This is a genomic window from Enterobacter cloacae complex sp. IR5403, assembly GCF_049238705.1.
GTDB classification, from domain to species: domain Bacteria; phylum Pseudomonadota; class Gammaproteobacteria; order Enterobacterales; family Enterobacteriaceae; genus Enterobacter; species Enterobacter hormaechei_C.
Genome location: NZ_JBMKHP010000005.1, coordinates 143,051 through 165,656, shown reverse-complemented (window position 1 = coordinate 165,656; position 22,606 = coordinate 143,051). Strand labels below are relative to the sequence as shown.

At 54.3% G+C, this 22,606-nt stretch carries 18 protein-coding genes and 1 tRNA gene; 11 read left to right on the top strand and 8 right to left on the bottom strand.

The features are described 5' to 3' along the window. Positions 1-326: 326 nt before the first annotated feature. Entirely contained in the window at positions 327-1,997 is a 1,671-nt protein-coding gene (gene ligB, locus ACOTW6_RS09555; RefSeq protein ID WP_213789112.1) for an NAD-dependent DNA ligase LigB, read from the bottom strand. 250 nt (positions 1,998-2,247) lie between these two features. On the opposite strand from ligB, the gene gmk reads away from it, so the two are divergent. Genes gmk through recG form a run of 5 tightly spaced genes read left to right on the top strand, consistent with a single transcriptional unit; the run spans position 2,248 to position 8,114 of the window. Further along, complete coding sequence (gene gmk / locus ACOTW6_RS09550; protein WP_006177710.1) at positions 2,248-2,871, top strand: guanylate kinase; 624 nt, start codon at positions 2,248-2,250, stop codon at positions 2,869-2,871. Positions 2,872-2,925: 54 nt separating this feature from the next. Then, positions 2,926-3,201 (top strand): DNA-directed RNA polymerase subunit omega, encoded by a 276-nt coding sequence (gene rpoZ, locus ACOTW6_RS09545; protein WP_000135058.1) that lies wholly within the window; start codon positions 2,926-2,928, stop codon positions 3,199-3,201. Between the two features lie 19 nt (positions 3,202-3,220). Further along, the gene (gene spoT, locus ACOTW6_RS09540) at positions 3,221-5,335 is read left to right on the top strand and encodes a bifunctional GTP diphosphokinase/guanosine-3',5'-bis pyrophosphate 3'-pyrophosphohydrolase (protein ID WP_003860921.1); all 2,115 of its coding nucleotides are present in this window, start codon (positions 3,221-3,223) and stop codon (positions 5,333-5,335) included. Between the two features lie 4 nt (positions 5,336-5,339). Next, positions 5,340-6,029: a tRNA (guanosine(18)-2'-O)-methyltransferase TrmH gene (trmH, locus tag ACOTW6_RS09535; RefSeq protein ID WP_003860922.1), complete on the top strand. Its 690-nt coding sequence runs from the start codon at positions 5,340-5,342 to the stop codon at positions 6,027-6,029. Between the two features lie 3 nt (positions 6,030-6,032). After that, positions 6,033-8,114, top strand: coding sequence for an ATP-dependent DNA helicase RecG (gene recG / locus ACOTW6_RS09530; protein WP_121478467.1), 2,082 nt, complete (start codon positions 6,033-6,035; stop codon positions 8,112-8,114). Positions 8,115-8,117: 3 nt separating this feature from the next. On the opposite strand, the gene gltS is transcribed toward recG, so the two are convergent. Beyond that, positions 8,118-9,320 (bottom strand): sodium/glutamate symporter, encoded by a 1,203-nt coding sequence (gene gltS / locus ACOTW6_RS09525; RefSeq protein ID WP_006812438.1) that lies wholly within the window; start codon positions 9,318-9,320, stop codon positions 8,118-8,120. Positions 9,321-9,545: 225 nt separating this feature from the next. On the opposite strand from gltS, the gene xanP reads away from it, so the two are divergent. Then, a complete protein-coding gene (gene xanP, locus ACOTW6_RS09520) occupies positions 9,546-10,937 on the top strand; it encodes a xanthine/proton symporter XanP (RefSeq protein ID WP_045333521.1) in 1,392 nt (463 codons plus the stop codon). A 118-nt stretch (positions 10,938-11,055) separates the two neighbouring features. Next, positions 11,056-12,750: an AsmA family protein gene (locus ACOTW6_RS09515; RefSeq protein ID WP_213789111.1), complete on the top strand. Its 1,695-nt coding sequence runs from the start codon at positions 11,056-11,058 to the stop codon at positions 12,748-12,750. Between the two features lie 84 nt (positions 12,751-12,834). Here ACOTW6_RS09515 and yicI read toward each other — a convergent pair whose 3' ends face one another. Both yicI and ACOTW6_RS09505 read right to left on the bottom strand, forming a co-directional pair. After that, positions 12,835-15,153: an alpha-xylosidase gene (yicI, locus tag ACOTW6_RS09510; protein WP_213789110.1), complete on the bottom strand. Its 2,319-nt coding sequence runs from the start codon at positions 15,151-15,153 to the stop codon at positions 12,835-12,837. Positions 15,154-15,165: 12 nt separating this feature from the next. Continuing rightward, positions 15,166-16,557 (bottom strand): glycoside-pentoside-hexuronide family transporter, encoded by a 1,392-nt coding sequence (locus ACOTW6_RS09505; protein WP_017693975.1) that lies wholly within the window; start codon positions 16,555-16,557, stop codon positions 15,166-15,168. Positions 16,558-16,846: 289 nt separating this feature from the next. On the opposite strand from ACOTW6_RS09505, the gene ACOTW6_RS09500 reads away from it, so the two are divergent. Together ACOTW6_RS09500 and ACOTW6_RS09495 are read left to right on the top strand one after the other, a co-directional pair. Then, positions 16,847-16,941: transfer RNA gene (locus ACOTW6_RS09500), tRNA-Sec, on the top strand. Between the two features lie 50 nt (positions 16,942-16,991). Continuing rightward, complete coding sequence (locus ACOTW6_RS09495) at positions 16,992-18,749, top strand: hypothetical protein (protein ID WP_213789109.1); 1,758 nt, start codon at positions 16,992-16,994, stop codon at positions 18,747-18,749. Position 18,750: 1 nt separating this feature from the next. Here ACOTW6_RS09495 and ACOTW6_RS09490 read toward each other — a convergent pair whose 3' ends face one another. After that, a complete protein-coding gene (locus ACOTW6_RS09490) occupies positions 18,751-18,942 on the bottom strand; it encodes a toxin-antitoxin system HicB family antitoxin (RefSeq protein ID WP_072034772.1) in 192 nt (63 codons plus the stop codon). Positions 18,943-19,078: 136 nt separating this feature from the next. Here ACOTW6_RS09490 and ACOTW6_RS09485 point away from each other — a divergent pair, with 136 nt between their 5' ends. Both ACOTW6_RS09485 and ACOTW6_RS09480 read left to right on the top strand, forming a co-directional pair. After that, on the top strand, positions 19,079-19,420 hold the full coding sequence (locus ACOTW6_RS09485; RefSeq protein ID WP_006812446.1) for a SymE family type I addiction module toxin: 342 nt from the start codon (positions 19,079-19,081) through the stop codon (positions 19,418-19,420). Between the two features lie 50 nt (positions 19,421-19,470). Next, the gene (locus ACOTW6_RS09480; protein ID WP_047354964.1) at positions 19,471-20,508 is read left to right on the top strand and encodes a virulence RhuM family protein; all 1,038 of its coding nucleotides are present in this window, start codon (positions 19,471-19,473) and stop codon (positions 20,506-20,508) included. Here the strand turns inward: ACOTW6_RS09480 and ACOTW6_RS09475 are convergent. The 3 genes from ACOTW6_RS09475 to ACOTW6_RS09465 all read right to left on the bottom strand — a co-directional run bounded on the left by ACOTW6_RS09475 (position 20,498) and on the right by ACOTW6_RS09465 (position 22,605). Then, on the bottom strand, positions 20,498-20,953 hold the full coding sequence (locus ACOTW6_RS09475) for a GNAT family N-acetyltransferase (RefSeq protein WP_015570066.1): 456 nt from the start codon (positions 20,951-20,953) through the stop codon (positions 20,498-20,500). The genes ACOTW6_RS09480 and ACOTW6_RS09475 overlap by 11 nt on opposite strands. A 48-nt stretch (positions 20,954-21,001) precedes the next feature. Further along, positions 21,002-21,883 (bottom strand): GlxA family transcriptional regulator, encoded by an 882-nt coding sequence (locus tag ACOTW6_RS09470; RefSeq protein ID WP_213789128.1) that lies wholly within the window; start codon positions 21,881-21,883, stop codon positions 21,002-21,004. A gap of 242 nt (positions 21,884-22,125) precedes the next feature. After that, positions 22,126-22,605 carry a hypothetical protein gene (locus ACOTW6_RS09465; RefSeq protein WP_017693981.1) on the bottom strand — a complete coding sequence of 160 codons (480 nt, stop codon included), beginning with the start codon at positions 22,603-22,605 and terminating at the stop codon, positions 22,126-22,128. Position 22,606 lies beyond the last annotated feature (1 nt).

Sequence of the window (22,606 nt, the reverse complement as noted above, 5' to 3'; positions counted from 1 at the left end):
ATAAAACAGTTAAGTGACTGAAATTAAAAGTAACACCTCGTTCAGCATACAGGCTACATCACCTATAACCCCTTCATTCCTGGCTATTGCTCTCGATTAATAGTGATTGAGATCAATTAAGCCGATCTCTCAAAGAAAATAAAAACACAAGCAGAGCAAATCCTGAAATCGGGATCGGGAATAATATTTCCTCAAAATATATTCATCATGAATGATTCATTTATATTCATAATTATTGCGTATATAAACCGCGTCTCATAAATACGCTATTTCACGGCAGCGGAAGTGTTTGCCCCCTCACCAGTTTGTTCAGAAGCGCATGCCGATTAAAATCCACCGATGTGCTCTGCGGCCAGCCATTTTGCCTGGGCATCAATCTGAGGCTGATGTAGCCAGTTTACGATCTGGCGGGCCTTCTCCTGCCCGACGCCCGGCAGCATCCGCCACTCCGCTTCGCTTCGCTGACTCAGCGCCTGCCAGGTGCGATCCCCTGCCGCCCTGAGCGTCGACCGGGCCAGCGGTATTCCCATCGCGGTGATCCAGCGGATAAAAGGACGCTCCCGCGCCAGGTTAAACTGATGCCACAGCGCAGCGCCATGCGATGCCGGTATCCCCGGCGTCGCGGTGAGCTGCGCCTGCGTGAGCTGTAGCCAGGAGAAGAGGTGCTCAAACCGATGCGCCTGATAGAGGGTCCGCCATCCTGATTCGCCCACTCCTTCGATATCTAACGCCTGCCTGGAACTTAGCCACGTCAGCCGGGCAAAAAATTGCTCCATGCACTCCGGGGAGGCATAGAAACAGGTTAAGCCGTTATAGCGCGATGAGGGCGGCTGCGGTTTACTGCGATCCACATTGCGCCACACCACGTTATCCAGCCGGGGAATACCTTGTCCCGCCAGGCTTACCAGCACCTGATCGCCGGGGGCAATATCCAGCCTCTGCCAGCGGTTAACCGACCCTAAGCTGACGCGCTGTACACGTTTATCGTCGAGCATCAGCGGCTCAAGCTGCGCAATCGCGGTGATCCGCCCGGTACGGCCAACGGTAAAGTGAATCGCTTTGACTTCCGTCACCTGGGCCACAGGAAGGTATTTCCATGCGACGACCCAACTCCCTTCCCCCGGCAGCCAATGCTCACCAGGCGGCTCTGCCGAGGCGCGGACCACAATGCCATCCGTGGCGAAGGGCAACGAAGCCTTAAACCAGGCCGTCCGCTGCGCCTCCACGTCAGCCGCGTTTTTAACCGGCAGGGTATAGCGGGCCGTCAGGGTAAAACCTGCCTCCGCCAGCGCGGAAAGGCGTGCTTTCATCGCTTTTGGGCCGTTCGGCCAGGCCCAGATAAAAATGCCTGTCTGCTTCAGCGCTGCGCGATCGGTCGCGCGCATCATCGCTCCCGCTACCTTCGCACGCGCGTTCATCCCTCCCATCCGCTGCTGGATATGCCCCTCGCGCAGCAGAAAAAGTTCACCCTGCAACACGCTGTTGGCAAGCGGCCCGGCCAGCGTTTGCGGAATAGCGGGGATCATTCGCGCCTGTGCCGTCCACTCTTCCCCCTGTAAGCCGTCGCCCCGGCTAATCGCCTGCACCAGCTTGCCGTTTTTGTAGACCAGGGTGACCGCAACACCATCCACCTTTGGCTGTACCCAGAGATCCTGCTTCGTCGCCATCCAGCGGCTAAGCGCCTGCTTGCTTTCTACCTTATGCACGCCGGTATGGGCGAAGGGATGTTTCACCGTCCCACTGGCAGCTGGAAGATCGTCGTGCAGCGGTTCATCGTGAAAACAGCGCTGCCACTGTTTTAAGCGGGCGTTAAGCCTGTCGTAAACGTCGTCGCTCACCTCGCTGCGGCCCTGTTTCCAGTAATCATCATTCCAGCGGGTCAGCTGCGCCTTCAGGGCCGCGATCTCCTGCCCGGCTTTAGCCGGTGACCAGACCGGGCAGATTGCCATCGCCCCGCTGCTTAAGAAGATCATCAGTATGCTTATCCATTTCACCATTATTACCCCTCCCTGTTTTGCGAAGGGTATACCCTGCCCGGGAGCCGCAGACCAGCTGCAAAATTGCATTTTACGAGCGCGCTTCAGCGCATTGTTTTTATTGCAGCAAAAGGAAGGTAAAAGCTGAAAACGGCACGCAAAATTTAATCATCCAGGGGAAAAAGTGTGACAAAGGCTACGTCACACAGCGGCGACGTGTATAATAAGCCCGTATGTAGGACTTTTTCGTTAACACATACAAAAGACTCTCATGGCTCAAGGCACGCTTTATATTGTTTCTGCCCCTAGTGGCGCGGGTAAATCCAGCCTTATTCAGGCACTGTTAAAAACCCAACCGTTGTACGATACGCAGGTTTCTGTTTCTCACACCACGCGAGCACCGCGTCCGGGTGAAGTGCACGGTGAACACTATTTCTTTGTGAATCACGACGAATTCAGAGCGATGATTGGCAGAGACGCGTTTCTTGAACACGCAGAAGTTTTCGGTAACTACTACGGTACTTCGCGTGAAACCATTGAGCAGGTTCTGGCGACCGGCGTGAACGTGTTCCTGGATATCGACTGGCAGGGCGCACAGCAAATTCGTAAGAAAATGCCGGATTCGCGCAGTATCTTTATTTTACCGCCATCGAAAGATGAACTGGATCGCCGCCTGCGTGGTCGCGGCCAGGACAGCGAAGAAGTTATCGCGAAGCGTATGGCGCAGGCAGTTGCAGAAATGAGCCATTACGCGGAATATGATTACCTTATTGTGAATGATGATTTTGATGCCGCGCTGAGCGATCTCAAAACTATCCTTCGCGCAGAACGTCTGCGTATGAGCCGCCAGAAGCAGCGACATGACGCATTAATCACCAAACTGTTGGCAGACTGAACCCACTTTCAGTATCATGCCCAGTCATTTCTTCACCTGTGGAGCATTTTAAGTATGGCACGCGTAACTGTTCAGGACGCTGTAGAGAAAATTGGTAACCGTTTTGACCTGGTGCTGGTCGCCGCGCGTCGCGCTCGTCAGATGCAGGTAGGCGGTAAAGATCCGCTGGTACCGGAAGAAAACGATAAAACCACCGTTATTGCACTTCGCGAAATCGAAGAAGGTCTGATCAACAACCAGATCCTCGACGTGCGTGAGCGCCAGGAGCAGCAAGAGCAGGAAGCCGCTGAATTACAAGCTGTTACCGCTATTGCTGAAGGTCGTCGTTAATTAAACCTGCGGGTCGCCCTTGTATCTGTTTGAAAGCCTGAATCAACTGATTCAAACCTACCTGCCTGAAGACCAGATTAAGCGTCTTCAGCAGGCGTATCTCGTTGCACGTGACGCTCACGAGGGCCAGACACGTTCAAGCGGTGAACCCTATATCACGCACCCGGTAGCGGTGGCCTGTATTCTGGCCGAGATGAAACTCGACTACGAAACGCTGATGGCCGCCCTGCTGCATGACGTGATTGAAGATACCCCTGCCACCTACCAGGACATGGAACAGCTGTTTGGCAAAAGCGTTGCCGAGCTGGTGGAAGGGGTCTCTAAGCTTGATAAGCTGAAATTCCGCGACAAGAAAGAGGCGCAGGCCGAAAACTTTCGCAAGATGATCATGGCGATGGTGCAGGATATCCGCGTCATTCTCATCAAACTGGCTGACCGCACCCACAATATGCGCACGCTGGGCTCACTTCGCCCGGATAAACGTCGCCGCATCGCCCGTGAAACCCTCGAAATCTACAGTCCGCTGGCGCACCGTTTAGGTATTCATCACATTAAAACCGAGCTGGAAGAGCTGGGTTTTGAAGCGTTGTACCCGAACCGCTATCGCGTGATTAAAGAGGTGGTGAAAGCCGCTCGCGGTAACCGTAAAGAGATGATTCAAAAGATCCTCTCTGAAATCGAAGGGCGTTTGCAGGAAGCGGGCATTCCGTGCCGCGTGAGCGGTCGCGAAAAGCATTTGTACTCTATCTACTGCAAAATGGTGCTCAAAGAGCAGCGTTTTCACTCGATCATGGATATCTACGCGTTCCGCGTGATCGTCCACGACTCAGACACCTGCTACCGCGTGCTGGGGCAGATGCACAGCCTGTACAAGCCGCGTCCGGGGCGCGTCAAAGATTACATAGCCATTCCTAAAGCGAACGGATACCAGTCTTTGCACACCTCCATGATTGGCCCGCACGGTGTCCCTGTTGAGGTGCAGATTCGTACCGAAGATATGGATCAAATGGCGGAGATGGGTGTCGCGGCGCACTGGGCTTATAAAGAGCACGGCGGTGAAAGCAGCACTACCGCGCAAATCCGCGCCCAGCGCTGGATGCAGAGCCTGCTGGAGCTGCAACAGAGCGCAGGTAGCTCGTTTGAATTTATCGAGAGCGTTAAATCCGATCTCTTCCCGGATGAGATTTACGTTTTCACACCGGAAGGACGCATTGTCGAACTGCCTGCGGGCGCGACACCGGTCGACTTCGCTTACGCCGTGCATACCGATATCGGCCATGCCTGCGTAGGTGCCCGCGTCGACAGGCAGCCTTATCCGCTGTCGCAGCCGCTTTTCAGCGGACAGACGGTGGAGATCATTACCGCGCCGGGGGCACGTCCTAACGCCGCCTGGCTGAACTTTGTCGTGAGCTCAAAAGCGCGCGCAAAAATCCGCCAGCTGCTGAAAAACCTCAAGCGCGACGACTCCGTTAGCCTGGGGCGTCGTCTGCTCAATCACGCGCTGGGTGGCAGCCGCAAACTGGCAGAGATCCCACCAGAAAACATTCAGCATGAGCTGGAGCGTATGAAGCTCGCCTCGCTGGATGACCTGCTGGCAGAGATTGGCCTCGGCAACGCCATGAGCGTGGTCGTGGCGAAGAACCTGCAACAAGGCGAAACGACAGCCGTTCCTGCCACCACGCAAAATCATGGTCACCTGCCGATCAAAGGCGCTGACGGGGTGCTCATCACCTTCGCCAAATGCTGCCGTCCTATCCCGGGCGACCCGATTATTGCGCACGTCAGCCCGGGTAAAGGGCTGGTGATCCACCACGAATCCTGCCGTAACATCCGTGGCTATCAGAAAGAGCCAGAGAAGTTCATGGCGGTCGAGTGGGATAAAGAGACGGCGCAGGAATTTATCACTGAAATCAAGGTGGATATGTTCAACCACCAGGGTGCACTGGCGAACCTGACGGCAGCGATCAACACGGCCTCATCCAACATTCAAAGCCTGAATACGGAAGAAAAAGATGGCCGCGTTTACAGCGCCTTTATTCGCCTGACCGCCCGTGACCGCGTGCATCTGGCGAATATTATGCGCAAGATCCGCGTGATGCCGGATGTCATTAAAGTCACCCGAAACCGAAACTAGCATTATGAATTCAAAACGTTACGAGCGAATCTGCGAAATGCTCGCCAGGCGTCAGCCTGATCTGACGGTCTGCATGGAGCAGGTCCATAAACCTCATAACGTCTCTGCTATCGTCCGCACCGCAGATGCCGTCGGCGTGCATGAAGTCCACGCCGTCTGGCCAGGCGCACGTATGCGTACCATGGCCTCCACCGCCGCAGGCAGCAACAGCTGGGTATCCGTGAAAACTCACCAGACTATTGGTGAAGCGGTCTCGCACCTGAAAGGGCGTGGCATGCAGGTTCTGGCAACCAACCTCTCTGCTAAAGCCGTGGATTTCCGTGAGATCGACTACACCCGTCCGACCTGCATTTTAATGGGCCAGGAGAAAACGGGGATCACGCAGGAAGCACTGGATTTGGCCGACCGGGACATCATCATTCCGATGATCGGCATGGTCCAGTCACTCAACGTGTCGGTCGCCTCGGCGCTGATCCTGTATGAAGCGCAGCGCCAGCGTCAGAATGCCGGAATGTACGAGCGCAGCAACAGCATGCTGCCGGAAGAGGAGCAGCAGCGCCTGCTGTTTGAAGGTGGCTATCCGGTGCTGGCTCGCGTTGCGAAGCAGAAGAAATTGCCTTACCCCCACGTCAACGCGCAGGGCGAAATTGAAGCCGATGCCGAGTGGTGGTCCACCATGCAGTACGCGGGGTAAATCATGAAAGGCCGCCTGCTGGACGCCATACCGCTCAACAGCCTGACGGGCGTGGGCGCGGCTCAAAGCAGTAAACTGGCGAAGATTGGCCTGCACACCGTGCAGGATCTCCTGCTCCACCTCCCCCTGCGTTACGAAGACCGTACCCAGCTTTATAAAATTGGCGATCTGCTGCCCGCTATTTACGCCACCGTTGAAGGGGAAGTGCTGAACTGCAACATCACCTTTGGCGGACGCAGAATGATGACCTGCCAGATCAGCGACGGCACCGGCATTCTCACCATGCGCTTTTTCAACTTCAATGCGGCAATGAAAAACAGCCTTGCCACTGGACGACGCGTACTTGCGTACGGTGAAGCCAAACGGGGCAAATACGGCGCGGAGATGATCCACCCGGAATACCGCGTGCAGGGCGATCTCAGCTCACCTGAGCTACAGGAGACGCTCACGCCGGTCTATCCAACCACTGAAGGCATTAAGCAGGCTACGCTGCGCAAGCTCACCGACCAGGCGCTGGAGCTGCTCGATACCTGCGCCATTAACGAGCTGCTGCCGCCGGAGCTGGCACAGGGCATGATGAGCCTGCCGGAGGCGTTGCGCACCCTGCACCGTCCACCGCCAACGCTTCAGCTTGTTGATTTAGAAAGCGGTAAACACCCCGCCCAACGGCGTCTTATCCTTGAGGAATTACTGGCTCACAACCTGAGCATGCTGGCTCTGCGCGCAGGTGCGCAGCGCTTCCACGCGCAGCCCTTAAGCCAGCGTGATGAGCTCAAAGATAAGCTGCTGGCCTCACTGCCGTTTAAACCCACCGGCGCCCAGGCGCGGGTGGCTGCCGAGATCGAACGCGATATGGCGCTGGATGTGCCAATGATGCGCCTGGTGCAGGGCGACGTGGGTTCCGGTAAAACGCTGGTTGCCGCGCTGGCCGCTTTGCGCGCCATCGCCCACGGTAAGCAGGTGGCGCTGATGGCGCCGACGGAACTGCTGGCCGAGCAGCACGCCAACAATTTCCGGAACTGGTTCGCCCCGCTGGGAATCGAAGTGGGCTGGCTGGCCGGGAAGCAAAAGGGCAAAGCGCGCCTTGCGCAGCAGGAAGCCATTGCCAGCGGGCAGGTGCAGATGATTGTCGGCACACACGCCATTTTCCAGGAACAGGTGCAGTTTAACGGCCTGGCGCTGGTCATTATCGACGAACAGCACCGCTTTGGTGTTCATCAGCGTCTGGCGCTGTGGGAGAAAGGTCTGCAACAGGGCTTCCACCCGCATCAGCTGATCATGACCGCCACGCCGATTCCGCGCACCCTGGCGATGACGGCCTATGCCGATCTGGATACCTCCACCATCGACGAACTCCCCCCGGGTCGTACGCCGGTGACAACGGTCGCCATTCCGGACACGCGCCGCAGCGACATCATTGACCGCGTGCGCAACGCCTGCACCCAGGAAGGGCGTCAGGCTTACTGGGTCTGTACCCTGATTGAAGAGTCTGAGCTACTGGAAGCGCAGGCTGCCGAAGCCACGTGGGAAGAGTTAAAGCTCGCCCTGCCGGAGCTGAACGTCGGTCTGGTTCACGGACGCATGAAGCCTGCCGAGAAGCAGGTGGTGATGCAGTCGTTCAAACAGGGCGAACTGCATTTACTCGTTGCGACCACGGTCATCGAAGTGGGCGTGGACGTGCCGAACTCCAGCCTGATGATTATTGAGAACCCGGAGCGTCTGGGCCTGGCGCAGCTCCACCAGCTACGAGGCCGCGTGGGCCGTGGCGCGATCGCCTCTCACTGCGTGCTGCTCTACAAAGCCCCGCTGTCGAAAACCGCGCAGATGCGTTTGCAGGTATTACGCGACAGCAATGACGGCTTCGTCATTGCGCAAAAAGATCTGGAGATCCGCGGCCCGGGCGAACTGCTGGGCACGCGTCAGACGGGTAACGCCGAATTTAAAGTGGCGGATTTGTTGCGCGATCAGGCCATGATCCCCGAAGTACAACGCCTTGCGCGTCATATTCATGAACGCTACCCCGAACAGGCGGCAGCGTTAATTGAACGCTGGATGCCGGAAACCGAGCGGTATTCCAACGCCTGACGGTCAGCCAAACATCGGCAGCATCAGGTAGAGCTTAATGACCAGCGCGTTGACGATATCAATAAAGAATGCCCCCACCATCGGCACCACCAGAAACGCCATGTGCGACGGACCGAACCGTTCGGTGATCGCCTGCATATTCGCGATGGCCGTTGGCGTCGCTCCCAGACCAAATCCACAGTGACCCGCAGCCAGTACCGCCGCATCATAGTTTTTACCCATCATGCGCCAGGTAACAAAGATGGCATACAGCGCCATGAACACGGCCTGCACCGCCAGGATCGCCACCATCGGCAGCGCCAGCGAGGCCAGTTCCCACAGCTTGAGGCTCATCAGCGCCATCGCCAGGAACAGCGACAGGCTGACGTTCCCCAGCACGGACACTGCGCGCTCAAAGACGCGGTAGAAGCCCATCTGCGCCAGACCGTTGCTCAGGATCACCCCGATAAACAGCACGCAGACAAAGGTTGGCAGTTCGAAAGCCGTTCCCGCCAGCCATTGCGCAACGATTTTGCCCACGGTTAGGCAGATGGCAATCATGGCGATGGTTTCAATCATCACCAGCGAGGTGATGCTGCGGCCAACGTCCGGTTTTTCAAATGCCGTCGGCACCATTTCATCGTCTGGCCTGCCTTCCGGCGTGGTGGAGTGTTTCACCAGATAGCGCGCTACCGGGCCGCCAATCAGCCCACCAAGCACCAGGCCAAAGGTCGCGCAGGCCATTGCCACTTCCGTTGCGTTTTCAAAGCCATAGCGTTCGATGAACAGCTTGCTCCACGCCGCGCCCGTTCCGTGGCCACCTGACAGGGTAATCGACCCCGCCAGCAGACCCATCAGCGGATCCAGCCCCAGCAGCGACGCCATACCGATGCCGATGGCGTTTTGCATCAGCAGCAGGCCCACCACAACAATCAGGAACACGCCCAGCACCTTGCCGCCCGAACGCAGGCTTGCGAGATTAGCATTCAGGCCGATAGTGGCAAAGAAGGCCAGCATCAACGGATCTTTCAGGGACATATCAAAATCGATTTCCCAGCCCATGCTTTTTTTCAGCACCAGCAGGGCCAGCGCCACCAGCAATCCACCGGCGACAGGTTCAGGAATGGTGTACTTTTTCAGAAAGGAAACACTGTGTACCAGCTTGCGACCAAGCAGAAGAACCAGCGTTGCGGCAACAAGGGTCGACAACGTATCGAGATGAATCATAAAAGGCTCCTGTTATGCGCGTATTCCATACACACGCGGCGTTATCCTGGGCCGGGTGATGCTCGTCATGAGCTGCCGGCGCGAAAAGTGTAATTTTTTTTTGCTGTTCGTTGTAGAAAACCTGCTCACACCGGCAGATTTTCTCTCTTTTTTTTGCTGGCAATCGTTTGCTTTTACCAGGTGGTCAGCTAAAATGCCCGCTTTTCCACCGTGGGATTGCCGCCGATGTCTGTTAACACTCTGGAGTCTGCTGATGCGCAACCGATTGCGCAGAAGCAAAACAGCGAACTGATTTACCGCCTTGAAGATCGTCCCCCGCTGCCTCAAACCCTGTTTGCCGCCTGCCAGCACCTGCTGGCGATGTTCGTTGCGGTCATCACGCCGGCTCTGCTGATTTGCCAGGCGCTGGGGTTACCGGCGCAGGATACGCAACACATCATCAGTATGTCTCTGTTCGCTTCCGGCGTGGCCTCCATCATTCAAATTAAAGCCTGGGGTCCGGTGGGCTCGGGTTTGCTGTCGATTCAGGGCACCAGCTTTAACTTTGTGGCGCCGCTGATCATGGGCGGTACGGCACTGAAAACCGGCGGCGCAGATGTCCCGACGATGATGGCGGCGCTTTTCGGCACCCTGATGCTGGCAAGCTGCACAGAGATGATCATCTCCCGCGTTCTGCATCTGGCGCGCCGGGTGATCACCCCGCTGGTCTCCGGCGTGGTGGTGATGATTATCGGCCTGTCACTGATCCAGGTGGGTCTGACCTCCATCGGGGGCGGCTACGCGGCAATGAGCGACCATACCTTCGGCGCGCCGAAAAACCTGCTGCTGGCAGGCGTCGTGCTAGCGATCATTATTCTGCTTAACCGCCAGCGTAACCCGTACCTGCGCGTGGCATCGCTGGTGATCGCCATGGCGGCCGGTTACCTGCTGGCGTGGGCGCTGGGCATGCTGCCGGAAAACACCGCGCCAACCAACAGCGCGTTGATTACCGTGCCAACGCCGCTCTACTACGGCCTGGGCATTGACTGGAGTCTGCTCCTGCCGCTGATGCTGGTCTTTATGATCACTTCGCTGGAAACCATTGGCGATATCACCGCCACCTCCGACGTGTCCGAGCAGCCGGTCTCCGGCCCGCTGTACATGAAACGTCTCAAAGGCGGCGTGCTGGCGAACGGACTGAACTCGTTTGTCTCGGCGGTGTTCAACACCTTCCCGAACTCCTGCTTCGGCCAGAACAACGGCGTGATCCAGCTGACCGGTGTGGCCAGCCGCTACGTGGGCTTCGTGGTGGCGCTGATGCTGGTGGTCCTCGGCCTGTTCCCGGCGGTAAGCGGGTTTGTACAGCACATCCCTGAGCCGGTCCTGGGCGGCGCGACGCTGGTCATGTTCGGTACCATCGCGGCCTCCGGCGTGCGTATCGTCTCCCGCGAGCCGCTGAACCGCCGCGCAATCATGATTATTGCGCTGTCTCTCGCCGTAGGGCTTGGCGTCTCCCAGCAGCCGATGATTTTGCAGTTTGCCCCGGACTGGGTGAAAAACCTGCTCTCTTCCGGCATCGCCGCGGGCGGTATTACCGCTATCGTGCTGAATCTCATTTTCCCGCCTGAAAAGAACTGATCCCCACACGGCAGGCTGTCAATGCCTGCCGTGACATCTCTTTACACCATTCCCGCCTTGAGCATTGCGCATAAATCGTGCATAACACCCTTATGTGCGTTTCGCGGGAAGGAAGACCATGAAATTTATTGGAAAGCTGCTTATCTATCTTCTGGTAGCCCTGCTCATTGTAGTGCTCGCCTTTTATTTTCTGCTCCAGACCCGCTGGGGCGCATCGCAGGTCAGCAGCTGGATCACGGTGAATACCGATTACGAGCTCAACTTTGACCTGATGGATCACCGCTTTTCATCCCCTTCTCACATCCTTCTGGAAAACGTTACCTTCGGACGAGATGGCAAACCGGCCACGCTGGTCGCTAAAAAAGTGGATATTGGCTTAAGCAGCCGCCAGATCACCGACCCGCTGCATATGGATGCCATCACCCTGTTCGATGGCACACTGAATTTATCGCCGCAGACGGCGCCGCTGCCGTTCCAGGCCGACCGTCTGCAACTGAATAACATGGCCTTTAACAGCCCGAATACGGAGTGGGATCTCAGTGCGCAAAAGGTGACCGGCGGCGTCAGCCCGTGGCAGCCCGAGGCGGGGAACGTACTGGGGAAAAATGCGCAAATCCAGATGAGCGCCGGGTCTCTCACCCTCAACGGCATACCGGCCAACAACGTGCTGATTCAGGGACAACTCAACGGCAAAGAGGTGGTGCTGAATACCATCGGTGCCGATATGGCGCGCGGCTCGCTGACGGGCTCGGCTCTGCGTAATGCCGACGGTGGCTGGGTTATCGACACCCTGCGTCTGAATGAGATCCGCCTGCAAAGCGACAAATCGCTGCTGGATTTCTTCGCCCCTCTCTCCACCCTGCCTTCGTTACAGATTGGGCGGCTGGAAGTGACCGATGCCCGTCTACAGGGGCCAGACTGGGCGGTAACCGACCTCGATCTCAGCCTGCGTAACCTCACCCTGAGTAAAGGGGACTGGCAAAGCCAGGAGGGACGGTTATCCATGAACGCCAGCGAATTTATCTACGGCTCGCTGCATCTGTTTGACCCTATCCTGAACGCGGAATTCTCCCCGCAGGGCATTGCGCTGCGTCAGTTCACCTCCCGCTGGGAAGGAGGCATGGTGCGCACCTCCGGCAACTGGCTGCGCGAGGGTCAGGCGCTGGTGCTGGACGACGTTGCCATTGCCGGGCTGGAATATACGCTTCCGGAAAACTGGAAAACGCTGTGGATGGACCCGCTCCCGGCATGGCTGAACAGCGTGACGCTGAAAAAATTCGGCCTGAGCCGCAACCTGGTGATCGACATCGATCCGGCATTCCCGTGGCAGATCACCTCCCTCGACGGTTATGGCGCTAATCTGCGGCTGGCGCAGGATCACAAGTGGGGCGTGTGGGGCGGTAACGCAACCCTCAACGGGGCGGCAGCAACCTTTAACCGCGTCGACGTGCGTCGCCCGTCGCTGGCGCTGAATGCCAACGCCGCAACGGTAAATATTACCGATCTGAGCGCCTTTACCGAGAAAGGTATTCTGGAAGCGACCGCCACCGTGTCACAGCTGCCACAGCGACAAACCACCGTGAGCCTGAACGGGCGCGGTGTACCATTCAACGTTTTGCAGCAGTGGGGCTGGCCAGCGCTGCCGATTGCGGGCGACGGCAATATTCAGCTCACCGCCAGCGGCAGCGTGCAGGCGAATGCGCCGCTGAAGCCGACGGTGAACGGGAAGCTGAGCGCGGTGAATATGGATAAACAGCAGGTGCAGCAGACGATGACGGGTGGTGTGGTGTCGACGGTGGCTCCGGCACAGTAAATAGCCGGGTGGCGGCTTCGCCTTACCCGGCCTACGATCTAATGTAGGCCCGGTAAGCGAAGCGCCACCGGGCATTTTTCCAGCTCAGAGGTGAACCACCACCTCATCCCCCTCGGCTTTCACCACCACACCCCACTCGCTGCCCACATGTGAACCGCCTTTTACGCCGCCGACCTTCTGCACGTTGCGCAAGCATACCGACCAGTTTTGCGCATCTCCCGCGCCGGTAAAGGTCACGACGTCGCCCTGACGTGACGCCTTCAGCGTAAACGCCACAGAACCGTCCGCCGCAGGCACTTCACATACCGCCGTTGCGCCATCGCTCAGGTTGAAGAGCTGGAAGGCTGTCCCCTCGTGCCACGCATAGTCTGGCTTCTGGTTATTGTTACCCAGCGCCAGCAGCGTGTTGTCGCGCACATAGACCGGCAGGCTCATGAAATCGTGCTGCTGCTTATGCCAGCGGCTACCCTCGATTTCATCGTTGTGCCACAGGTGCGTCCAGCGCCCTTCCGGCAGGTAAAACTGCACGTCACCCGCCTCGGAGAACACCGGCGCCACCATCATTGAATCCCCCAGCATGTACTGGCGGTCGAGGTAATCGCACGCCGGATCGTCCGGGAACTCCAGCATCATTGCCCGCAGCATCGGCGTGCCGGACTCGCGCGCCAGCGCCGCCTGACGATACAGGTAAGGCATCAGCTGACACTTCAGCTGCGTGAAGTGGCGCACCACGTCGCAGGACTCGTCATCGTACGCCCATGGCACGCGGTAGGATTTGCTGCCGTGCAGGCGGCTGTGGCTGGAGAACAGCCCGAACGCACACCAGCGTTTATAGACGTGCGCCGGAGCGGTGTTTTCGAACCCGCCGATATCGTGGCTCCAGAACCCGAAGCCGGACAGGCCAATCGACAGCCCGCCGCGCAGACTTTCGGCCATCGATTCGTAGTTGGCATAGCAGTCGCCGCCCCAGTGTACCGGGAACTGTTGCGCCCCGACGGAGGCAGAACGGGCAAACAGCACCGCCTCTTCTTCTCCCACCGTCTCTTTCAGCACGTTCCACACCAGCTCGTTATAGATGTAGGCGTAGTAGTTGTGCATCTTCTGCGGATCGGAGCCGTCAAACCACTGGACGTCCGTCGGGATACGCTCGCCGAAGTCGGTCTTGAAGCAGTCGACGCCGATCGCCACCAGGCCTTTCAGCTTGTCCGCATACCACCGGCACGCGTCCGGATTGGTGAAGTCGTAGATTGCCAGCCCCGGCTGCCATTTGTCCCACTGCCACAGAGAGCCGTCCGGGCGCTTCAGCAGGTAGCCCTTCTCTTTCAGCTCCCGGAATACCGGTGATTTCTGGCCGATATACGGGTTGATCCACACGCAGACCTTCAGCCCTTTCTCTTTCAGGCGGCGGATCATGCCTTCCGGATCCGGGAAGGTCACCGGGTCCCACTCGAAATCGCACCACTGGAAGGCCTTCATCCAGAAGCAGTCGAAGTGGAACACGTGCAGCGGCAGGTCGCGCTCGGCCATGCCGTCGATAAAGCTGTTCACCGTCGCTTCGTCATAGTTAGTGGTGAAGGAGGTGGTCAGCCACAGGCCGAACGACCACGCAGGCGGCAGCGCCGGACGGCCGGTGAAGCGGGTATAGCGGTTCAGCACTTCTTTCGGCGTCGGGCCGTCGATCACGAAGTACTCGAGATATTCCCCTTCCACGCTGAACTGCACTTTGGAGACCTTCTCGGAGCCGACTTCAAACGAGACGTTCTCGGGGTGATTCACCAGCACGCCGTAGCCGCGGTTGGTCAGGTAGAACGGGATGTTTTTGTAGGATTGCTCGGTGCTGGTGCCCCCGTCGCGGTTCCAGGTTTCGACCGTCTGACCGTTGCGCACCAGGGCGGTAAAGCGCTCGCCCAGGCCGTAGACCGTTTCCCCCACGCCCAGATCCAGACGTTCAAACACATAGTTGCGATCGGTGTTGCTGTCCTGCACGTAGCCGTTGTTTTTCAGCTGGCTGCCGGTAATGCGCTGGCCGTTGCGCAGGAAATCCAGCGCCCAGAACTCGCCTTTGGTGACGCGCACGCTGACGCTGCCGCTTTTCAGCTCGGCAAAATCGGCGTTGTTTTCAATCTCTACCTTCACGTCTTTCAGGACGTTCAGCGGATAGTGCGGGGCGTTATTCAGCGCGCCCTGGAAGTGCTCAATGCGCACCCCGACAATCCCCTCCTGCGGGGCAAACAGGCGCACCGTGAACATCAACGTGTCGAGCTGCCAGGTGCGTTCGCGCACGTCACGCGGCGCGACGTACACCACCAGGTCATTGCCCTGCTGCTCCACGTCGAACACCTGGACCGGATACGTCACGTTAAGGCCCGGTTGAATAAGCCAGTTTCCATCACTGATTTTCATGCATACGTCCTCTTAGTTCTGCAATTCTTTGCTGACCGGCAGGTTTTCAAACTCCTGCTGATTGCGGCGCGCGCCCTGCGCCAGCTCGCGCAGGATTTTGGTCAGGAAGGGGGTTTTCAGCGTGTAGTAGCGTTTGGCGATAATGGCGCTCAGCACGTAGCAGATCGCCGGAGCCAGCGTAAACAGGCCGATGATGATGCTGATGGTCGCGCTGTTCTGGGTTTTGGCTGCCGCGTCGTAGCCGCCGCCTGCCAGCATCCAGCCGATCATCGCCCCGCCCAGCGCCAGGCCGAGCTTCAGCACGAACAGCGTGCCCGCGAAGCTGATGCCGGTCAGACGTTTGCCGTTGGTCCATTCGCCGTAGTCGACGGTATCGGACATCATCACCCACTGAATCGGCGTCACCAGCTGATGCAGCACGCCGATAACGAAGATGAAGCCGAACATCAGCACGGTGGCATGCATCGGCACGAAGAACATCGCCACGCTGACCACCGCCAGCGCGGCGTTGGTCCACCAGAAGATGCTGACCTTGCACTTCCAGTCGGTGAGCGGTTTCGCCAGCGCGGAGCCAATCAGGTTGCCGACGCAGTAGGTGGTGAGGAACGCGACGAACACCTCCGGCGAGCCCATGATCCAGGTGCAGTAGTACATCATCGCGCCGCCGCGCACGCAGACGGCGAGAATGTTGAGGATTGTCAGCACGCCGACGATGCGCCACTGGTCGTTTTGCCAGATATCACGCAGATCTTCACGCATGGAGGTGGTGCTCGGCGGCACCTGGATGCGCTCTTTGGTGGTGAAGAAGCAGAACGCCAGCATCAGGAACGCGACCACCGACAGCACGGCGATCCCGCCCTGGAAGCCGAACGCCTTATCGTCGCCGCCAATCAGGTTCACCAGCGGCATCATCAGCACCGTGGAGAGCATGCCGCCCGCCGTCGCCAGCACAAAGCGCCAGGACTGAAGGGAGATACGCTGCGTCGGGTCGTTGGTGATCACGCCGCCCAGCGCGCAGTACGGGATGTTGACCACGGTATAGAGCAGGGTCAGCAGGGTGTAGGTAACGGCGGCGTAAACCATTTTACCGTTGAGGCTGAGGTCCGGCGTGGTGTACGCCAGCACGCAGACGATGCCGAATGGGATCGCGCCGAACAAAATCCACGGACGGAACTTGCCCCAGCGGCTGCGGGTGCGGTCGGCAATCAGCCCCATGCACGGGTCGGAGATCGCATCCAGCGCGCGGGCCAGCAAGAACATGGTGCCGACAAACCCGGCGGGAATACCAAAAATATCGGTGTAGAAAAACATCATATAAAGCATGACGTTATCAAAAATGATATGGCTGGCGGCGTCTCCCATGCCGTAGCCAATCTTCTCTTTTACTGACAATACTTCGCTCATCTTTTTTATCCTTCACGCTGTAGGGGGCGCTGAGACCGGTTGCATTGGTTTTAAACCATTGTTTCAGGAGCGGGTATTGCGTTTTCTGGTTAAGAGATTACGTTTCTTGTTTTTTGTGATCGGGATAAAAGTTGATGAGCACGAAATGCTAACCTGAGGATTTTCTTAAGAATTAGCTGAAACAGGGGGGTTAAGGTCAAAAGAGAGGTGAAAAAAGTGGTGTGGGGTATGTGGTAAATGCCTGAAAGTAGCTATAATGCGCCCCGCCTCCATGTAGCAATGCAGGCGCGGAAGATCGTCATCTCCGGTGAGGTGGCTGGACTTCAAATCCAGTTGGGGGCGCCAGCGTTCCCGGGCAGGTTCGACTCCTGTGATCTTCCGCCAAAAATGCACTATGTTCCCATAAAATTTTTAAGCAATTTGAGGGCAATGTTATGCGCTATCGTGGCATTCGAAAATGGGTCAATCCAAGCCAATCACAACATTTACTTTATTTCGCGCAAACTTTTGAGGAAATGTTTTTTACCTTCAGCCTAGACACATATAAACCATCCGCAATGAATGCCAGCTTGCTTTGTAATGAGGCATTAATCGTGATTGCCGCCGTTGAGTCTGGTGATATAAAAGAACCAAATATAAAACATGTTTTGAGTGAACTTTGCGAAAATCTTGAGAAAGATGAAATAGCTCAAAGTCTCATTGATGAGGAATTGAAAGATATAAATGCTATATTAAAAAATGACAAAGTAGATATCTCATCCAAGAAAACCACTATTGAGATTTTATCTAATTACCTTTCATTAAGAAAATACAAAGAAAAAAATGAAGAATTACTTTCTGATGCTATAACAAAGAACTCGGATTTTAATAGAATAAGGAAACTTGCTCGTAGTTATGCCACTACGCTGTTAAATTTTGGCTTTAGCGACAAATATATATATTATGCGACACTATCATATTTCTACCATGACTCTGAAAGAATTGAAAACAACTCAAATATAAATGATTTTTTTAAAAAATTTCCAAGTAAAACAGACAAATACACCGTTATATATAAAGCATCTTTTCTTTTTGAAAAACTAAAAGACGCATGTGCAAATTTCAAAATTGTTATCGATAAAGAATTTCCGATAAAGGAAGGGATTTTTTCAGATAATAACACGCGAAATATATTATCGAAACATGACGGTGTATATTTATTATTAGATGATATACCTGCACGTGATTTCGACTCTGCAAAAGCAAAAGCAGATCATTTATTAAAAATCTTCGGCACTCTCTTTTCGTTATTTCATCACAAGGAGACTTTAGATTTCAAAGACGACTGTTTGATAATAAATAAAGAAAGTGAACAACTTACAAAAAGAGGAAAGCAAGTTAACGCAATGCATAAATGCGTTGATATGAAAGCACAAAAATCATCAAGAATCCTCAATGAATTCATTTCCAATTTCAGACTTGAAGAGGACTCTTTTGATAAATTTACCAATGCTGCACAACTACATTCACTTGCTTTAAATAGCGGCTCCGAACAAAATCAACTAATTAACCTCTGGATTGCACTTGAATCTATAATTCCAACAAATGGTAATGTAAGCAATATTGAAAATATAATTAATTCCACTTTACCATTTTTGAATATGATGTATTACAAAAGACTTATTAATAAATTAATAGCTGACATCCTTAATTGGAACAGACGAGCAGGGATTAATGCAGTAAAATCCATTTCTGGCGCAAATCTTTATATAAAATACATTAAACTTTTTGCTTTAGAAGAAAACAAACATATACTTACAACTCTGAAGGAAAAAACAAGAGATTTCCATTTACTTAAAGATAGAATTTGTTTTTTTGAAGAGTTATTTAAATCTCCAAAAAACATCTTAAATGGCTTAGACATACATGGTCAAAGAGTTGCACAACAGATAAGACGTATTTACAGAGCCAGGAACCTTATAGTTCATACAGGAAATCTCCCTAGTTACACATCCATACTTATTGAAAATTTACATGACTATTTAGATGTGGTTATAGGTACACTCATTGAGCTGAATATTTCTCAGAGAAGAATATCTACTATTTCACAAGGATTTAAAATGATGGAAATTAGATACTCTTCTTATCGAAGAAAACTCGAGGTTAAAAACCTACAATTTAAAGAAGATAATATTGATTCTTTGTTCCATTAATCTAACCTTTAGGCTCAATTCCTAATTTCGACAATTCTTTCCGACCTAGGTTTTTGAGCCAGTTTCCTAGACTCATATCAGCATCCTTAGCAGCTTCATCAAACTGCGCCTTCAACTCCGGCGTAATACGAATTTGAAAAGTTGGTGCTTTTCCGGATTTAGATTTATTAGGGTCGCGTTTAGCTGTTGACATGTACGTACCTACAAGAGCAATATATCTTCACTGAGGTACGTACCTTAACATACGAAAACCTCAAATTGAAACGCCCTCGCCAGGTGCTCGCAACACCGGACGAGAGCTAACCTCACCAACTATCAAGGAGTTGATTATGGCTGATTCGCATTCTACCCCAGACACTGACCAATCCGGAACCGAGCGTTCATTAATTGTGGGATACCGCCCGAATGTTTACGACAAATCCACGCCGAAAATCATCCTTTCCGGCAAGTGGCTGCGCGCGGCGGGGTTTGATACCGGGCAGCAGGTCACGGTAAAGGTCATGAAAGGATGCATCGTTCTGGTGGCGTATAACGAGCAGGAGCAGCGTTTGCAGGATGATTATAAACGGACGAAAGCAAAGCTTATTGAGATAGAGGACGCGCTTGCAGCGATCCAAATTCCACATGCTGGAAAGCGCCTCGCAAAATCAAATACAAACCACCTAGCTTAACGGCTGTTTCTGGCATACTACCTGCCAGGTGCATTAGATGTGGAGGCGACATGGCAGATAAAGACGTAATCCAATCCCCGGCAGGCGAATTTGTTATGTTTGCCAGTGATGATGGAACGGTTCGCATCACATGTCGCTTTGAACATGAAACACTCTGGCTGTCGCAAGCAGCCATTGCGTCTCTTTACCAGGTCACTCCTCAAGCTATTACTCAGCATATTAAAGCCATTTACGAAGAAGGTGAGCTTGAACAAAAAGCAACTTGTAAGGCTTACTTACAAGTTCAGCAAGAAGGTCAGCGCAAGGTCAATCGCAACACACTTCACTATAGCCTGCCCGTCATTCTCGCCATCGGCTATCGCGTCCGGTCTACGCGAGGTACACAGTTCCGCCAGTGGGCCACCCAAACGCTCCAGGAATACCTGGTTAAAGGCTTCGTTATGGACGACGAGCGCCTGAAAAATCCGCCTGTGGGATCTTCCGCCGTCCCTGACTATTTCGATGAAATGCTGGAACGCATTCGCGATATACGGGCCAGCGAACGCCGGGTCTATCTTCGCGTGAGGGAGATTTTCGCATTAGCTGCTGACTATCAGCCGTCGCTCAAAGAAACCACGCAATTCTTTCAGACCATCCAGAATAAACTGCATTTTGCCTGCACTGGGCACACCGCTGCTGAGTTGATTCACCAACGTGCGGACGCCACTCAACCGCATATGGGGTTGACCAGCTATAAAGGCGAAGAAGTCCGTAAAAGCGATGTCACCACCGCAAAAAATTATCTGTCTCAGGATGAGGTGAGCGAGCTTAATCGCGTCGTTAATATGTGGCTCGATTTTGCCGAAGATCAGGCCAAACGCCGCAAGCAGGTATTTTTACGAGACTGGCAAACCAAGCTCGATCAGTTCCTGCAATTCAACGACCGGGACGTTTTAGAAGGCGCAGGAAAAATCAGCAAGAAAGCGGCTGATGAAAAGGCGTGCTCAGAATACATTGAATATGAAAAAAAGCAGCGCCTGCTGAAAGAGGCCGAAGGTGAGAAAGATATTGTCGGCTTATTAAAATGGGATAAGCAGGCTAAGCGCTAATCCCGGTATTTCTGCTCAGCTTCATATGCAACAGCGGAAACGGATTCCCCTGCCCATCCAGTTCCGAACGCCCGACCTGCTCAAACCCCATATGACGATAAAACGCCACCCCCTGCGGATTCTGCTCGTTTACATCCACTTCATTTACGCCGAATTCTGCGATGGCATATTGCAGCAGCATTTTCCCGATACCCTTCCCCCGGCTCGCATCATCTACAAACAGCATTTCAATGCGATTTTTATCCACGCCCAGAAAGCCGTGAATAATACCCACGTCATCCCGGGCAATCACAACCCTGAGATTAGGCAAATATGCGTTGAGCAATAACGGACGCAGCGCCGCAATATCGCTTTCCTGCAAAAAGCGGTGCGTGGCGCGAACGGACGACTCCCAGACTGCGACGAGGCGTTCAAATTGCGAGGGGTGTGCGGCTTCTATTTTCATGGTGATATTCCGGTTGAGTAAAGTTTCAGGGCAGCAATGTAATGATATTCAGCTCTGCGACGTGCGCCACACCCCAGGCGTACAACCATACTCCGTCTGAAAATGACGAATAAAGTGCGCGCAGTCGCTGAACCCCATCCGCTGTGCAATATCCGTCACGCTCTGCTGCGAGTTCTTCAGCAGCCAGCAAGCATAGCGCAGTCTGGCGCTGCGGATAAATTCGCGGGCAGTTTTGCCGAATTCTGCGTGGAACAGTCGGTTGAGCTGGCGTTCACTCAATGCCACTTCTCGCGCAAGCCCGGCGGTGGTGAGCGGCCGGGTCAGGAACTGTTCTATCAGCATGACGGCGCGGCGCAGCCGCGAGTCAGGGATAAGCGCAAGATTGGCCGGACGCGGGGTGGCAATTTCATGCGGGACGAGCGACAAACGCTGGCAGGTGGTGCTGGCGATATCATCCCCGGCATGGGCGCGGATAAGCTCAGTTGCCAGCGTCAGGGTGGAAATACCGCCCGGGCAGGTCAGCACATCGCCATCGTCGATGAAATCATATCCTTGCTCAGCATAAACCTGCGGGAAAGACTGCCGAAATGCATCAAGGTGGAAAGGATGGATGGATGCTCGCCGTTCATTCAGCAATCCTTCCTGTGCGAGGACAAAACTGCCGGTGCCAATGCCAATGAGCGGAACCCCGGCATGGTGGGCATGTGCCAGATACGCTTTATCCCCCTGATACCCTAAGTCCAGATACTGCAATTCACCGCCGATAACAGCAAGGTAGTTAAAACTGTCCGGCGGCGCATGGGGGGAATCCGGTCTCATGATAATCCCCGCATTGCTGATAATCGGGATATCAGGAAATTCACTTATCAGGCTGATTTTAAATGCTAATTTATCCTGCGCTTTCGCTGCATAACGCAGCGCCTCCAGCAATCCGGAGACGGCCAGGAGTGAATAGCGGGGCCATAATATCAACCCAATATGCAGACACTTTTCCGGTACTGATTTCCCCCCATCGGAGGAGTCAAATACACTTTTCATTTACTTGCCAAATTTAAAATTAATTACATTATCGCAACATGATCTGTCGCACTTTATATTTCCAAGATAATCCTGATATTTTAAATCAAGCATAAATGAGACGGGAGGAAAATATAATGTTTTTCTCGTTTATATCATTCTTTTTTTGAACCACGACACACATATGTCGGTAATGTTCCTAAGGTAAAGATATAGTTACCATTATGTTGTTCATTGATCCGCATATAAATACTCTTGCCCGGATAGACAAAAAATTGCGGTTCATATTTTTCCAGCCAGCTGTCGTCGACATTATCGTCCGGGAACGTCATATTTTTTTCTGACGTCAGCAAATAGAGATGATCTTGTCTCTCCACCCGAAAGGAAATTTTCCTGTCGATGGTTTTACCCGGATCGCTCTTTGCCCGGCCATTCATGCTCAGGGTGCCGAATTTCCCGTCGAAGGTGTAATTCAGCCAGACCGTCAGCGTCTCATCCGGATGGTGCTGTACCAGATTGGCCTGGCATGAAAAAGGCTGAACGTAAGTTCGGTGCCACAGGTAATAGCCCGTCAGCACGCCTGCCGTGACGAGGCCCGTCACGATGATATACAGCATCTGCCGAAAACGAGTCATG

Bases quoted from the DNA above. Each gene is read 5' to 3' on its own strand.
- ACOTW6_RS09505 (WP_017693975.1), bottom strand. From the start codon at position 16,557: ATGAGCGAAGTATTGTCAGTAAAAGAGAAGATTGGCTACGGCATGGGA.
- ACOTW6_RS09495 (WP_213789109.1), top strand. From the start codon at position 16,992: ATGCGCTATCGTGGCATTCGAAAATGGGTCAATCCAAGCCAATCACAA.
- recG (WP_121478467.1), top strand. From the start codon at position 6,033: ATGAAAGGCCGCCTGCTGGACGCCATACCGCTCAACAGCCTGACGGGC.
- gmk (WP_006177710.1), top strand. From the start codon at position 2,248: ATGGCTCAAGGCACGCTTTATATTGTTTCTGCCCCTAGTGGCGCGGGT.
- ACOTW6_RS09475 (WP_015570066.1), bottom strand. From the start codon at position 20,953: ATGAAAATAGAAGCCGCACACCCCTCGCAATTTGAACGCCTCGTCGCA.
- trmH (WP_003860922.1), top strand. From the start codon at position 5,340: ATGAATTCAAAACGTTACGAGCGAATCTGCGAAATGCTCGCCAGGCGT.
- ACOTW6_RS09485 (WP_006812446.1), top strand. From the start codon at position 19,079: ATGGCTGATTCGCATTCTACCCCAGACACTGACCAATCCGGAACCGAG.
- ACOTW6_RS09480 (WP_047354964.1), top strand. From the start codon at position 19,471: ATGGCAGATAAAGACGTAATCCAATCCCCGGCAGGCGAATTTGTTATG.
- ACOTW6_RS09465 (WP_017693981.1), bottom strand. From the start codon at position 22,605: ATGACTCGTTTTCGGCAGATGCTGTATATCATCGTGACGGGCCTCGTC.
- xanP (WP_045333521.1), top strand. From the start codon at position 9,546: ATGTCTGTTAACACTCTGGAGTCTGCTGATGCGCAACCGATTGCGCAG.
- rpoZ (WP_000135058.1), top strand. From the start codon at position 2,926: ATGGCACGCGTAACTGTTCAGGACGCTGTAGAGAAAATTGGTAACCGT.
- gltS (WP_006812438.1), bottom strand. From the start codon at position 9,320: ATGATTCATCTCGATACGTTGTCGACCCTTGTTGCCGCAACGCTGGTT.
- ACOTW6_RS09490 (WP_072034772.1), bottom strand. From the start codon at position 18,942: ATGTCAACAGCTAAACGCGACCCTAATAAATCTAAATCCGGAAAAGCA.
- ligB (WP_213789112.1), bottom strand. From the start codon at position 1,997: ATGGTGAAATGGATAAGCATACTGATGATCTTCTTAAGCAGCGGGGCG.
- yicI (WP_213789110.1), bottom strand. From the start codon at position 15,153: ATGAAAATCAGTGATGGAAACTGGCTTATTCAACCGGGCCTTAACGTG.
- ACOTW6_RS09515 (WP_213789111.1), top strand. From the start codon at position 11,056: ATGAAATTTATTGGAAAGCTGCTTATCTATCTTCTGGTAGCCCTGCTC.